The organism is Streptomyces sp. NPDC002884, from assembly GCF_040295245.1.
In the GTDB taxonomy this organism is placed as follows: domain Bacteria; phylum Actinomycetota; class Actinomycetes; order Streptomycetales; family Streptomycetaceae; genus Streptomyces.
In genome coordinates, this window is the sequence record NZ_JBEOVB010000007.1 from 78,559 (window position 1) to 92,027 (window position 13,469).

At 70.1% G+C, this 13,469-nt stretch carries 11 protein-coding genes; all 11 read right to left on the bottom strand.

The window, feature by feature from the left end; translation table 11 throughout:
• Positions 1–118 precede the first annotated feature (118 nt).
• Complete coding sequence (locus ABT070_RS16895; RefSeq protein ID WP_351760763.1) at positions 119–796, bottom strand: arsenate reductase/protein-tyrosine-phosphatase family protein; 678 nt, start codon at positions 794–796, stop codon at positions 119–121.
• Positions 793–1,440: an L-threonylcarbamoyladenylate synthase gene (locus ABT070_RS16900; RefSeq protein ID WP_351760766.1), complete on the bottom strand. Its 648-nt coding sequence runs from the start codon at positions 1,438–1,440 to the stop codon at positions 793–795. Before ABT070_RS16900 ends, ABT070_RS16895 begins: the two co-directional genes overlap by 4 nt.
• Before the next feature lie 53 nt (positions 1,441–1,493).
• Positions 1,494–2,339, bottom strand: coding sequence for a peptide chain release factor N(5)-glutamine methyltransferase (gene prmC, locus ABT070_RS16905; RefSeq protein ID WP_310433515.1), 846 nt, complete (start codon positions 2,337–2,339; stop codon positions 1,494–1,496).
• A gap of 45 nt (positions 2,340–2,384) precedes the next feature.
• Positions 2,385–3,461 (bottom strand): peptide chain release factor 1, encoded by a 1,077-nt coding sequence (prfA, locus tag ABT070_RS16910; RefSeq protein ID WP_351760770.1) that lies wholly within the window; start codon positions 3,459–3,461, stop codon positions 2,385–2,387.
• 108 nt (positions 3,462–3,569) lie between these two features.
• Positions 3,570–3,794: a 50S ribosomal protein L31 gene (rpmE, locus tag ABT070_RS16915; RefSeq protein WP_062642060.1), complete on the bottom strand. Its 225-nt coding sequence runs from the start codon at positions 3,792–3,794 to the stop codon at positions 3,570–3,572.
• A 150-nt stretch (positions 3,795–3,944) separates the two neighbouring features.
• Entirely contained in the window at positions 3,945–5,084 is a 1,140-nt protein-coding gene (locus tag ABT070_RS16920; protein WP_351760774.1) for an LCP family protein, read from the bottom strand.
• Between the two features lie 169 nt (positions 5,085–5,253).
• On the bottom strand, positions 5,254–7,059 hold the full coding sequence (locus ABT070_RS16925) for a trypsin-like serine protease (RefSeq protein WP_351760778.1): 1,806 nt from the start codon (positions 7,057–7,059) through the stop codon (positions 5,254–5,256).
• A gap of 163 nt (positions 7,060–7,222) precedes the next feature.
• Positions 7,223–9,271, bottom strand: coding sequence for a transcription termination factor Rho (rho, locus tag ABT070_RS16930; protein ID WP_351760781.1), 2,049 nt, complete (start codon positions 9,269–9,271; stop codon positions 7,223–7,225).
• Positions 9,272–9,676: 405 nt separating this feature from the next.
• The gene (gene thrB / locus ABT070_RS16935; protein ID WP_351760784.1) at positions 9,677–10,621 is read right to left on the bottom strand and encodes a homoserine kinase; all 945 of its coding nucleotides are present in this window, start codon (positions 10,619–10,621) and stop codon (positions 9,677–9,679) included.
• Between the two features lie 342 nt (positions 10,622–10,963).
• Positions 10,964–12,022 (bottom strand): threonine synthase, encoded by a 1,059-nt coding sequence (gene thrC / locus ABT070_RS16940; protein WP_351760786.1) that lies wholly within the window; start codon positions 12,020–12,022, stop codon positions 10,964–10,966.
• A 6-nt stretch (positions 12,023–12,028) separates the two neighbouring features.
• Positions 12,029–13,327: a homoserine dehydrogenase gene (locus tag ABT070_RS16945; protein WP_351761436.1), complete on the bottom strand. Its 1,299-nt coding sequence runs from the start codon at positions 13,325–13,327 to the stop codon at positions 12,029–12,031.
• Positions 13,328–13,469 lie beyond the last annotated feature (142 nt).

Below are 13,469 nucleotides of genomic sequence, written 5' to 3' on the forward strand. Positions count from 1 at the left end.
CTCGGGGGAACACCGGTGAACACCGTCACGGCCGGGGTCGGGACCCGGTGCGGTTCCACCCCTGGCGCGCCCCTCGCGCCGCTCCGTCCCGGCAGGACTCGCGGGCGGCGGGCCGGCGTCAAGCGCGCGCGGGAACACCCGTCAGCGCGGTCACGACCGGGTCCAGGGCCTGGTGTATCTCGTCGCCGATCGAGCGGAAGAACGGCAGGGGCGCCCCGTACGGGTCGTAGACCTCGTCCGCCTCGAGTGTCGGGGCGAGGAGCCATCCGCGGAGCGCCGCCGCCGCGCGGACCAGGGCACGGGCGCGCATCACCACGCCCTCGTCCAGCGGCGGGAGGGTGGCCGGGTCGATGGCGTTCACCAGGCGGGTGAACTCCTTGAGGGTGAAGGTGCGCAGGCCCGCCGAGTGGCCCATGGAGATGACCTGGGCGCGGTGGTCGCGGGTCGCCGTCAGGACCAGGTCGGCCATGATGACGTGCTCGTCGAGGAGCTCGCGGCCGGTGAACCCGGTGGCGTCCGCGCCGAAGTCGGCCAGCACGGTCTCCGCGTTGGCCTCCATGGACGCGCCCTCATGACCCCAGGTGCCCGCGCTCTCCACGATCAGCCCGCGGCCCAGCACACCGAGCCGCTGCGACACGAAATGCCGGGTCAGCCGCTCGGTGATCGGCGAGCGGCAGACGTTGCCGGTGCTGACGTGGAGGATGCGGAAGCTGTCGCGCGGAAACCCGAACGTCGTCGTCTGTTCCGCGGCACGGTCCCCGTTGCCTATGCCACGCCCCGCGTCAGGGGCTGTCAATTCGCCACCTCGAGGTCGGGTACGACCTTCCGCAGCTCGTCCGCGGAGATCGCGCCCGCACGCAGCAGCAGCGGCACCTCTCGGCTGACGTCGACGATCGAGGAGGGCACGTTGCCGGGGGTCGGGCCGCCGTCGAGGTAGACGGAGACGGAGTCGCCGAGCATCTCCTGGGCGTAGTCACAGTTCTCCGGCGCGGGGTGCCCGGTCAGGTTCGCCGACGACACCGCCATCGGGCCGACCTCCGTCAGCAGCTCGATGGCGACCGGGTGCAGCGGCATACGGACGGCGACCGTGCCGCGAGTGTCGCCCAGGTCCCACTGGAGGGACGGCTGGTGCTTGGCGACGAGCGTCAGCGCGCCCGGCCAGAACGCGTCGACCAGCTCCCAGGCCATCTCGGAGAAGTCCGTGACGAGCCCGTGCAGCGTGTTCGGGGAGCCGATGAGGACAGGGGTGGGCATGTTGCGGCCCCGGCCCTTGGCCTGGAGGAGATCGGCGACGGCCTCCGAGGAGAACGCGTCGGCGCCGATGCCGTACACCGTGTCGGTCGGGAGGACCACGAGCTCGCCACGGCGGACGGCGGACGCGGCCTCGCGCAGACCGGTCACGCGGTCGGTCGCCTCGTTGGTGTCGTATCGCCGTGCCATTTAGCGGGCCTCCTCGTACACGTACTGCTGCGGGTCGAAAGTGCGGGGGGCGCTCATGGCGTCGCCCGGCGGGCGGTGGCGAAGCGCGGGCGCTTGTTGAGGTCGGGGTGGTCGGCCGCGTCGGCCCAGCCCCGCTCCTCGGTGAAGATCCACGGGACCTGGCCGCCCTGGGTGTCGGCGTGCTCGATGACGACGACCCCGCCCGGACGCAGCAGCCGGTGCGCGGTGCGCTCGATGCCGCGGATCAGGTCGAGGCCGTCCTCCCCCGAGAACAGGGCGAGTTCGGGGTCGTAGTCGCGCGCCTCGGGCGCCACGTACTCCCACTCGGTGAGCGGGATGTACGGGGGGTTGGAGATGACCAGGTCGACCTGGCCGTCGAGGTCGCGGAAGGCGTCCAGGGCGTCTCCCTGACGCAGGTCGACCCTGGACCCCTCCATGTTCTTGCGCGTCCAGCGCAGGGCGTCCTCGGACAGCTCCACGGCGTGCACACGCGAGCGCGGCACCTCCTGGGCGAGAGCGAGCGCGATGGCGCCGCTGCCGGTGCACAGGTCGACGATGCGGGGCTCGACGACGTCCATGGCGCGTACCGCGTCTATGGCCCAGCCGACCACCGACTCGGTCTCGGGGCGCGGTACGAAGACGCCGGGGCCGACCTGGAGCTCCAGATACCGGAAGAAGGCCCGCCCGGTGATGTGCTGGAGCGGCTCGCGCTGCTCCCGCCGGGCGATCGTCTCCCAGTAACGGGCATCGAAGTCGGAGTCCTTCACGGAGTGGAGTTCACCGCGTTTCACGCCGTGCACGAACGCGGCGAGCTCCTCCGCGTCGTTGCGCGGCGAGGGCACGCCGGCGTCGGCCAGCCGCTGGGTGGCCTGGGCCACCTCTGCGAGCAGCAGGTTCACGCAAGTCCTCCGTGTCGTACTCGTCGTGCGTACGTCCTACAACGCTTACGCGGCTGCGAGCTTGGCGGCCGAGTCCGCGTCGACGCAGGCCTGGATCACCGCGTCGAGGTCGCCGTCCAGGACCTGGTCCAGGTTGTACGACTTGAAGCCCACGCGGTGGTCCGAAATGCGGTTCTCCGGGAAGTTGTACGTGCGGATCTTCTCGGAGCGGTCGACGGTGCGGACCTGGCTGCGGCGGGCGTCGGCGGCCTCCCGCTCCGCTTCCTCCTGCGCCGCCGCGAGCAGCCTGGAGCGCAGGATACGCATCGCCTGCTCCTTGTTCTGCAACTGGCTCTTCTCGTTCTGGCAGGAGGCGACGACTCCGGTGGGAATGTGCGTGATGCGCACGGCGGAGTCGGTGGTGTTCACCGACTGCCCGCCGGGCCCGGAGGAGCGGTAGACGTCGATGCGGAGGTCGTTCGCGTTGATCTCGACCTCGACCTCCTCGGCCTCGGGCGTCACGAGCACGCCGGCGGCGGAGGTGTGGATCCGCCCCTGGGACTCGGTCGCCGGCACCCGCTGCACCCGGTGCACGCCGCCTTCGTACTTCATCCGCGCCCAGACGCCCTGCCCGGGCTCGGTGGCCCCCTGGCCGCCCTTGGTCTTCACCGCGACCTGGACGTCCTTGTAGCCGCCCAGCTCGGACTCGGTCGCGTCGATGATCTCGGTCTTCCAGCCCACACGCTCGGCGTACCGGAGGTACATGCGCAGCAGGTCGCCGGCGAACAGGGCCGACTCGTCGCCGCCGGCGCCCGCCTTGATCTCGAGGATGACGTCCTTGTCGTCGGACGGGTCCCGCGGCACGAGCAGCAGCCGCAGCTTCTCCGTCAGCTCCTCGCGCTGCTTCTCCAGCACCTTGACCTCGGCGGCGAAGTCCGGGTCGGCGGAGGCGAACTCGCGCGCCGTCTCGACGTCGTCACCGGTCTGCTTCCAGGAGCGGTACGCGCCGACGATGGGCGTCAGCTCGGCGTAGCGCTTGTTCAGCTTGCGCGCGTTGGCCTGGTCGGCGAAGACCGACGGGTCGGCGAGCTTCTTCTCCAGGTCGGCGTGCTCTCCGAGCAGCTCCTCGACGGCCTCGAACATGATGCGCTCCTGAATGACGTGCGTGGGGGAAGGGCGGGCGACCAAAAACGCCGGTCCCGGCGTGCCCCTGGGCGGGGACACTGCCGTGGACCGGCGAAAAGGGGCTCGCTACTTCTTGGAGCCGGCGGGAGCCTTGCCGAAGCGGGCCTCGAAGCGGGCCACACGGCCACCGGTGTCGAGGATCTTCTGCTTGCCCGTGTAGAACGGGTGGCACTCGGAGCAGACGTCGGCGCGGATGGAACCGCTCTCGATCGTGCTACGGGTGGTGAACGAGGCGCCACAGGTGCAGCTGACCTGCGTCTCGACGTACTCGGGGTGGATGTCGCGCTTCAAGGTGTCTCCTAGTTTCGGGAGGGCGCCGGGTCGCTGCCGCGGGATACGACAAACGTGAACCGGAGCCGACGTACCAGTCTGCCAGGACTGGGCGCATCCCCCAAAACCGGGGGGCGGGGGGATCTATTCCCCGGGGCCCCGACGAGCCCCTCAGGACGACGTCACGACCCCTGCCGCCTCGCCCGTGGCGGTGCCCTCGGTGGCCGCCTTCGGGATGGCCCGGTCGTTCTTCAGGGCCGTCCAGACCTGCTTGGCCTTCGCCTCGGCGACGATGACCCGGTTGAGGTTGGACGGGTCGTACCGGACCGGCATCGTGACCATGTTCATGTTGGCGGCGCTGATGCCCTTGAGCCCGTTCGCGAAGGACATCAGGGAGTTCAGCGAGCCGAGCCGGGAGTCGGCCGTGACGGCCTTGGTCGCGGTGTCGGCGAGGTCGTACAGCTTGGTGCCGCTGGTGAACAGGCCGACGTGCTTGACCTGGTTGACCAGGGCCTTGATGAAGGCCTGCTGGAGCTGGATGCGGCCGAGGTCGGAGCCGTCGCCGACGCCGTGCCGGGTGCGGACCAGGCCGAGGGCCTGCTCGCCGGTGAGCGTGTGCGTGCCGGCCCCGAGCTTCAGATGGCTGTCGGGGTCGTCGATGGCCTTGGTGGTGGTGACCTCGACGCCGCCGAGCTCGTCGATGAGCTTCTCGAAGCCGGAGAAGTCGACTTCCAGGTAGTGGTCCATACGGATGCCGCTGAGCTCCTCGACCGTCTTCACCGCGCAGGCCGCGCCACCGGTCGAGTACGCCGAGTTGAACATCACGTCGGACGCCGCGTCGTGCGTGACACCGCCCGTGTCGGTGCAGGCGGGCCGGTCTATCAGCGTGTCGCGCGGTATGGAGACCACGCTGGCCTTCTTGTGGCCCTCGTACACGTGGATGACCATCGCGGTGTCGGAGCGGGCGCTGCCGTCGTCCGTGCCGCCGCCGAGCTTCTTGTTGGTGCCGGAGCGGGTGTCCGAGCCGAGCACGAGGATGTTCTCGGAGCCGTTGTCGACCTTGGTCGGCCGGTCGGTGCCCAGGGCCTGGTCGATGTCGACGCTCTTGATGTTGCCGTTGAGCTTGAAGTAGAGGTAGCCGACGCCGGTGCCGCCCAGCACGAGGACGCCCGCGGCGGTCCACGCGGCGATCAGCACCCCCTTGCGGCGGCCACGCTGTCTGCGGTGGCGCGGACCGTCGCTGCCGGTCGCCCCGCTCGTTGTGCCGGCGTCACCCGGGGTTCCGGGCTCCGGCGTGCTCTCGGCGGCCATGTGCTCCTCTGTTCTCGTGCGACCTCACCATCGTCACTCCGCCAGGTCAGACGGGGAAACTCGGGACAGGGTTGCACAACGCGTCGTGCCCGGTCCGCGGTGGACCGGGCACGCTGCGTGACACGGGTGAGCGGGGTCTACCCCGGCTCACCTGCGCGTTCGGCCGGACTCAGCCGAACAGGTCGTACTGCTTGAAAGACGTCCCGAGTGAGACCCTTGTGGCAAAGATCGCACTGGTGGCCTTTCCGGTGCCCTTGTACAGGTACAGGGTGCCCGCCGGGGTGCGGGCCAGCAGGTCGGCCAGACCGTCGCCGTTGACGTCGCCGACGGCGGCGATGACGTTGTACGTCGTGTTGCTCCAGGTGGCGACCTTGATGCGGGCCGCGAAGGCGCTGGTGGCGGTGCCGTTGCCCTTGTAGAGGTAGAGCGCGCCGTTGGCCTTGTCGCGGGCGATCAGGTCCGTCTTGCCGTCGAAGCTGAAGTCTCCGTGGCCGCGCACGATGTTGTACGCGTTCCAGCCGGTGCCGTTCTTGACGGGCGCGGCGAAGGTGCCGTTGCCCTTGCCCGGGTAGATCCACAGCGCGCCGGCCGAGTCGACGGCGAGGAGGTCCGGAAGGTAGTCGCCCGTGACGTCGCCGGGGGCGACGATCTGGGTGCGGGTCTTCCAGTTGTCGCCGATGAGCTTGTTGACCCAGGTCCCGGTGGCGGGCACCCAGTGCTTCCAGAAGACGTCGCCGTCGGAGGTGCGGCGCAGGATCAGGTCCTGGAAGCCGTCCCGGTCCAGGTCGGTCTGCACGACGAGGTTGTAGGCGCTCATGGAGCCCCAGGTGTCGCCGCCGGCCAGAGAGGTGCCCTTGGAGTACAGGTCGCGCGCGACCTTGGTGGACGCGTTGCGCACCCACAGGTCGGCGAGGTGGTCGTAGTTGAGGTTGGTGTCGTCCACCCGCGGATAGGCGCTGGCGGCGTACGTGGAGACCTTGCTGAAGACGCTGTACGCGCCGCTCTCGACGCAGTCCTTCACGCCCCAGGAGACGACGCCCACGATGCGGCTCTCGCCGGCCGCGTTCTTGACGATCAGCGGGCCGCCGGAGTCGCCGTTGCAGGCGGTGGTGGTGCCCGTGTCGCTGCCGGTGGCGGGCGTACCCGCGCACACCATGTGACCCTTGAGGTACTCGGCGCCGTAGTAGCCCGAGCAGGTGGTGTTCGACTGGATCGGCAGCTCGGCCGTCTTCAGGGTGTCGGAGATGTCCTGCGTGGCGGAGCTGGTGCGGCCCCAGCCGTACAGCGTGGCCTTGGTGCCGGTCGCGTACGAGGCGCTGTCGGTGTTCGTGGTCATCTTGACCGGCGTGGCCGTGACCGGCGTCTCCAGCGTCAGCACGGCGATGTCGTTGTCCAGCGTCGTGTCGCTGTACGACCAGTGGTTCCACTGGCGCGAGACGAGCGAGACGGTGCCGCCGTGCACGTTGCCGTCGGCGGACATCAGCTGGGTGCTGCTCGTGACGGCCCAGCCGTTGGCATACCAGTTGTAGCCCTTGACGCAGTGCGCGGCGGTCAGGATCTTCGTCGGCGAGATCACGGAGCCGCCGCAGAAGAAGCCGATGTCGTCGCTGGTGGTGTCGGTGCCCCGGTCGTCCGAGTACCAGAGCTGGGCCATCCAGGGCGCGGTGCTGATCGTCGTCGTGCTGCCGCCGATGATCTTCGGATTGATCGTGCTCGGTCTCGCGCTAGCGCTCAGGGACTCCTTGGCGCTCGACCCCGGTGTCTCGTCACCGGCGACGGCGAGAGGGGCGCGCTCCTTGAGCTCCTGGGCCGACATCGTCCTGGCCGACGCGGGCGTCGGCGGCGTCTCCGCGGCCTGCGCCGAGGACAGGAACAGCGCGCCGGCGACGGCGGCGGCCAGTCCGGCCGCGGCGACGGGCAGCGCGATCCGTATCCGGCGTCTGTGACGACCGCCCCCTGACGTGGGTGTACCCACTCAAGTCCCCCCTAGGGATCAAGAAGTTCGAAGAAGTCCGCATCTGAAGATTGCGTGAAGGGCGAGATCTTATCCCGCCCCTACGACACGACCGAGGGCCGCCCCCCTTGTACGGGAGGCGGCCCTCGGTCGGTGTGCGGCGAACTACGTCGGACGTCGGACGTCAGTCGTTGTTGCCCGTCGACGGCGTCGTCTTCTGAATCTGCATCAGGAACTCGCCGTTCGACTTCGTCTGCTTCATCTTGTCGAGGAGCAGCTCGATCGCCTGCTGCTGGTCGAGCGCGTGCAGCACCCGGCGGAGCTTCCAGGTGACGGCCAACTCCTCGTTGCCGAGCAGGATCTCTTCCTTACGGGTACCGGACGCGTCGACGTCCACCGCGGGGAAGATGCGCTTGTCGGCGAGCTTCCGGTCGAGCTTGAGCTCCATGTTGCCGGTGCCCTTGAACTCCTCGAAGATCACCTCGTCCATGCGGGACCCGGTGTCCACCAGAGCGGTGGCGAGGATGGTCAGCGAGCCGCCGTCCTCGATGTTGCGGGCCGCACCGAAGAAGCGCTTCGGCGGGTACAGGGCGGTCGAGTCGACACCACCGGACAGGATGCGGCCGGAGGCCGGGGCGGCGAGGTTGTACGCACGGCCCAGACGCGTGATCGAGTCGAGCAGCACGACGACGTCGTGGCCCAGCTCCACCAGACGCTTGGCGCGCTCGATGGCGAGCTCGGCGACCGTGGTGTGGTCCTCGGCCGGGCGGTCGAAGGTCGAGGAGATGACCTCGCCCTTGACCGACCGCTGCATGTCGGTGACCTCTTCCGGACGCTCGTCCACCAGGACGACCATCAGGTGGCACTCGGGGTTGTTGTGCGTGATCGCGTTGGCGATCGCCTGCATGATCATGGTCTTGCCGGTCTTCGGCGGGGCCACGATCAGACCGCGCTGGCCCTTGCCGATCGGCGACACGAGGTCGATGATGCGGGTCGTCAGCACGCCCGGGTCTGTCTCCAGACGGAGGCGGTCCTGCGGGTAGAGCGGGGTCAGCTTGTTGAACTCCGGTCGCCCGCGCCCGGAGTCGGGCGCCATGCCGTTGGTGGAGTCCAGCCGGACCAGCGCGTTGAACTTCTCGCGGCGCTCGCCGTCCTTGGGCTGACGAACCGCGCCGGTGACGTGGTCACCCTTGCGCAGGCCGTTCTTGCGGACCTGGGCCAGCGACACGTACACGTCGTTCGGACCCGGCAGGTAGCCCGAGGTACGGATGAACGCGTAGTTGTCGAGGATGTCCAGGATGCCCGCGACGGGGATCAGGACGTCGTCGTCGGCGACCTGCGGCTCGGCGGCGCCGCCGCCGATCTCGTCACGCCCACGACGGCCACGGCGGTCGCGGTAACGGCCGCGGCGTCCGCGACGTCCGTCGCCGAACTCGTCGTCGTCCTGCGGCCCGTTGTCGCGCTGCTGACGGTCCTGACGGCCACCGCTCTGCTGCTGACCCTGCTGCTGGCCACCCCGCTGCTGCTGGCCGCCGCCCTGCTGTCCACCGCCCTGCTGGTCGTCGCCCTTGCGACGGTCACCGCGGTCGCCACGCTCACCGCGGTCACGGCCGCGCTCGCGGCGGTCGCGGCGGCGGCCCTCGCCACCGTCGGCGTCGCCCTGCGGCTGCGCCTGGGCCTCGGTCTGCGCCGGGGCGGACGCCTCGGCCTTCGGGGCGGCCTTCGCCTCGGCGACGACCGTCTCCGGGCTGCCCGCGTCGGCGGTGGCACGGCGGCGACGGCGCTCGGTGGGCGCATCGTTGCTGGCCGGCTGGCCGGGGATCTCGATCTGCTGCTGGGCCACGGCCTTCTCGGCGGGGGCCTCGGCCTTGGCGGTGTCCGCCTTCTTCTCGGCGGCCTCGTCGCCGGTGCGCGCCTTGGAGGTGGCGCGGCGCTTGGGCTTGGTCTCGGCGGCGTCCCCCGCGGGGGCCGTCGCGGCCTTGGGAGCGGCTGATCCGCCGCCCGCCTGCGCCTCCTTGATGACCTCGATCAGCTGGCTCTTGCGCATACGCGCCGTGCCCCTGATACCGAGGCCGGATGCGACCTGCTGAAGCTCGGCCAGCACCATGCCCTCGAGGCCGGTACCGCGGCGCCGCCGGGAGCCGGCACCGGTGGCAGGCGCGGAGGCGTCCGTGGCGGGCGCGGCAGCGGTCTCCTCGACACGCGCGCCCATCAGATCGGTGGTGTCGCTCACGAAGGGTCCTTCCCTGGAGCGGACGTCGGCCTGTCTGGCTCGGCGACCGTTTGTGCTGTCCGACTTCGGTCCTTGCTGTGGCGAAGCCGGGGCGGTGGTCCGCCAAAGCGGCGGAAGAGTATTTGCTGGTGATGGCGCTACCGCGACAAGCCGTGACACCCAGTGTCACGCGGCGTGGTCGCACCGATTCCGGAGCGTGCCCTGTGGACCACTCAGCGTCGCTGTACTGCGTACTGCCCAGGTACGACGTACGGAACGCAGTGCGGCTTGGGGAGCTCCCGGAAGAATGTCTGTCCCGGAGGGGGACACGAAGCACCTCGCCATGGTGGGGTCGGGTGCAGACTTGAGGTTAACACTACCGGATCCAACAAACATTCCCCCTCTCGAAATCCGGCAACCGTGCGCTTAAATGTCGCCGGAGTGGCTGTCACCAGCGGGCGTGAGCGGCAGTACGCACGCGCCCTTCAGGTCCAGGGCCAGGCGGTTCGCGGCCCAGTCCGCGCCGGCCGAGGCCTCGATCTTGTCGGCCGTGCCCGCGTCGGCCAGCGCCATCACCGTGGGTCCCGCACCGGAGATGACGGCGGGAATGCCGTCCGCGCGCAGCCGTTCCACCAGTGCCGCGCTGTCGGGCATGGCCGGTGCGCGGTACTCCTGGTGCAGACGGTCCTCGGTGGCGGGCAACAGCAGTTCGGGGCGCCGGGTGAGGGCCTCGACGAGCAGTGCGGCCCGGCCCGCGTTGGCCGCGGCGTCGACGTGCGGCACAGAGCGCGGGAGCAGACCGCGCGCGGTCTCGGTGAGAACCGGCTTCCCGGGCACGAAAACCACCGGAACGATGGAATCGGCGGGCTCCATCCTGATCGCCCGCGCGGCGCCCGACTCCATCCAGGACAGGGTGAACCCGCCCAGCAGACAGGCCGCCACGTTGTCCGGGTGGCCCTCGATCTCGGTGGCGAGCTCGAGCAGCGCCGCGTCGTCGAGCTTGTTCTCGCCGCCTATGGTCACCGCGCGCGCGGCGACGATACCGGCGCAGATCGCGGCGGAGGAGGAGCCGAGGCCGCGACCGTGCGGGATGCGGTTGGCGCAGACGATCTCCAGGCCGCGCGGCTGGCCGCCCAGGACGTCGAAGGCGGTGCGCAGGGAGCGGACGAGGAGATGCTTCTCGTCACGCGGAAGCGTCTCGCTGCCCTCCCCTGCGATGTCGATGTGCAGCCCGGAGTCGGCCACCCGGACGACGACGTCGTCGTAGAGTCCCAGCGCGAGGCCGAAGGCGTCGAAGCCCGGGCCGAGATTGGCGCTGGTGGCGGGGACGCGCACCCGGACGGGGGCGGCACGGAAGGCGGGACCGGCCATCTCGCGATGACTCTCCTTGAGCTGCGGGACTGTCGAATGACATTCGATATGTACGGGAGACCTGTACGGGGAACCCTGGAGTCCGCGGCGACGACGCGGCTACGACACGGCGACGAACGCGGCACTGCGGCATATGCGGCGGGCGGATTCAGTACAGCCTATCGAAGGAAGGTTCCGTGGCGACATAGGGCGCACGGGCGGCGCACGATGCGTGTCGCAAGCCCCCTGTGCACCCCTGCGCGGGAAAGCCCCCTGCGCGCCGCTTTCCGACCGCCTGCGAGTCGCCCGCAAGCGCTCAGGGCGACTCACGGGCGGCTCACGGGCGACGGACGCGCGGACCGCTTACGCGAGACCGAGGCGCTCGGCCGCCGTCACCGCGTCGACCGGGACGGTGACGGGCTGCGGGGCGCCGGCGACGGCCCAGTCGGGGTCCTTCAGGCCGTTGCCGGTGACGGTGCACACGATCTTCTGCCCCGGGTCCACCTTGCCCTGCTCGGCGGCCTTCAGCAGACCGGCCACGGACGCGGCGGACGCGGGCTCCACGAAGACACCCTCCTGCGCGGCCAACAGCCGGTAGGCGCGCAGGATCTCACGGTCCGTCACCTCGTCGATGAAGCCGCCGGACTCCTCCTGCGCGGCCAGCGCGAACTTCCAGGAGGCCGGATTGCCGATGCGGATCGCGGTGGCGATGGTCGACGGGTCCTTGACGACCTCGCCGCGCACGATCGGAGCGCTGCCCGACGCCTGGAATCCCCACATACGGGGGGTCCGCAGGGCGATCTTGTCGGCGGCGTACTCCTGGTACCCCTTCCAGTACGCGGTGATGTTGCCCGCGTTCCCGACCGGCAGGACGTGGATGTCGGGCGCGTCGCCGAGCATGTCCACGATCTCGAACGCGGCCGTCTTCTGACCCTCGATGCGCACCGGGTTGACCGAATTGACCAGCGCCACCGGGTAGTTGTCGCTCAGCGCACGGGCGAGCGTGAGGCAGTCGTCGAAGTTGCCGTCGACCTGGAGGATCTTCGCGCCGTGGATGAGCGCCTGCCCCATCTTGCCGAGCGCGATCTTGCCCTGCGGGACGAGGACGGCCGAGACCATGCCGGCCCGCACCGCGTAGGCGGCGGCGGAGGCGGAGGTGTTGCCGGTGGAGGCGCAGATGACGGCCTGCGCACCCTCCTCCTTGGCCCGCGTGATGGCCATGGTCATGCCGCGGTCCTTGAAGGACCCGGTGGGGTTGGCGCCCTCCACCTTGAGGTGGACCTCGCAGCCCGTGCGCTCGGAGAGCACCTGCGCGGGCACGAGGGGCGTGCCGCCCTCACGGAGCGTCACGACCGGCGTGCTGTCGGATACCGGCAGTCGGTCCCGGTACTCCTCGATGATTCCGCGCCACTGGTGGGTCATTGCTGGTTACTCTCCTTCAACCCGCATGATGCTTGCGACACCCCGCACGGTGTCGAGCTTGCGCAGCGCCTCGACGGTCCCGGTGAGGGAGGCGTCGGACGCGCGGTGGGTGACGACGACGAGAGAGGCCTCGCCGTCGCTGTCCTGCCGTCCTTGCTGGCGCACCGTATCGATGGACACCCCGTGCTCGGCGAACACGGTCGCCACCTGGGCGAGAACACCCGGTTTGTCGGCGACGTCCAGGCTGATGTGGTAGCGCGTGACGACGTCGCCCATCGGCGACACCGGCAGGGCGGCATACGCCGACTCGCCGGGCCCCGTTGCCCCGCTGAGCCGGTTGCGGCAGACGGCGACGAGGTCGCCGAGCACGGCGGAGGCGGTGGGAGCACCGCCGGCGCCGGGACCGTAGAACATGAGCTGCCCGGCCGCGTCCGACTCCACGAACACGGCGTTGTAGGCGCCGCGCACGGAGGCCAGCGGGTGGCTCAGCGGAATCATGGCGGGGTGCACGCGCGCGGTGACGGACCCGCCGTCCGCGGCCCGCTCACAGATGGCGAGCAGCTTGATGGTGCAGCCCATCGCCCTCGCCGAGGCGAAGTCGGCCGCCGTCACCTCGGTCATGCCCTCGCGGTAGACGTCGTCGAGGCGCACACGCGTGTGGAAGGCGATCCCGGCGAGGATGGCCGCCTTGGCGGCGGCGTCGAACGCCTCGACGTCGGCGGTGGGGTCGGCCTCGGCGTATCCCAGGGCGGTGGCCTCGTCGAGGGCCTCCTGATACCCGGCGCCGGTGGAGTCCATCTTGTCGAGGATGAAGTTCGTGGTGCCGTTGACGATCCCGAGCACGCGGTTGACCTTGTCCCCGGCGAGGGACTCGCGCAGCGGCCGGATCAGCGGGATGGCGCCGGCGACGGCGGCCTCGTAGTAGAGGTCCTCGCCGTGCTCCTCGGCGACGGCGTGCAGCGCGGCGCCGTCCTGGGCGAGGAGAGCCTTGTTCGCGGAGACGACGGAGGCGCCGTACTCGAAGGCGGTGGTGATGAGCGTACGAGCGGGCTCGATGCCCCCGATGACCTCGACGACGACGTCGATGTCGCCGCGCTTGACGAGGGCGGTGGCGTCGGTGGTGACGAGGGCGGGGTCGATGCCGTCGCGGACCCGGGAGGGGCGCCGAACGGCCACACCGGCCAGTTCCACCGGGGCCCCGATCCTCGCGGCGAGGTCGTCGGCGTGCGTCGTCATGATGCGCGCCACCTCTGAGCCGACCACTCCACAGCCCAGCAGCGCCACCTTCAGCGGACGCGTACGCATCATCCGACCTCGTTTCCTCATACCGTCTACGGTTGTTTCCGGTTGACCCAGTCTCACTCACCGGACCGGAGTTTCTATCCCTGGTCCGGATCGTGAGACATCTATTTCATTTTCACCGGGGCGGCAGACAGGAGATCTTCCG

Coding starts and splice junctions, on each gene's coding strand:
- ABT070_RS16900 (WP_351760766.1), bottom strand. CDS start 1,440: ATGGCACGGCGATACGACACCAACGAGGCGACCGACCGCGTGACCGGT.
- prfA (WP_351760770.1), bottom strand. CDS start 3,461: ATGTTCGAGGCCGTCGAGGAGCTGCTCGGAGAGCACGCCGACCTGGAG.
- ABT070_RS16920 (WP_351760774.1), bottom strand. CDS start 5,084: ATGGCCGCCGAGAGCACGCCGGAGCCCGGAACCCCGGGTGACGCCGGC.
- thrB (WP_351760784.1), bottom strand. CDS start 10,621: ATGGCCGGTCCCGCCTTCCGTGCCGCCCCCGTCCGGGTGCGCGTCCCC.
- thrC (WP_351760786.1), bottom strand. CDS start 12,022: ATGACCCACCAGTGGCGCGGAATCATCGAGGAGTACCGGGACCGACTG.
- ABT070_RS16945 (WP_351761436.1), bottom strand. CDS start 13,327: ATGCGTACGCGTCCGCTGAAGGTGGCGCTGCTGGGCTGTGGAGTGGTC.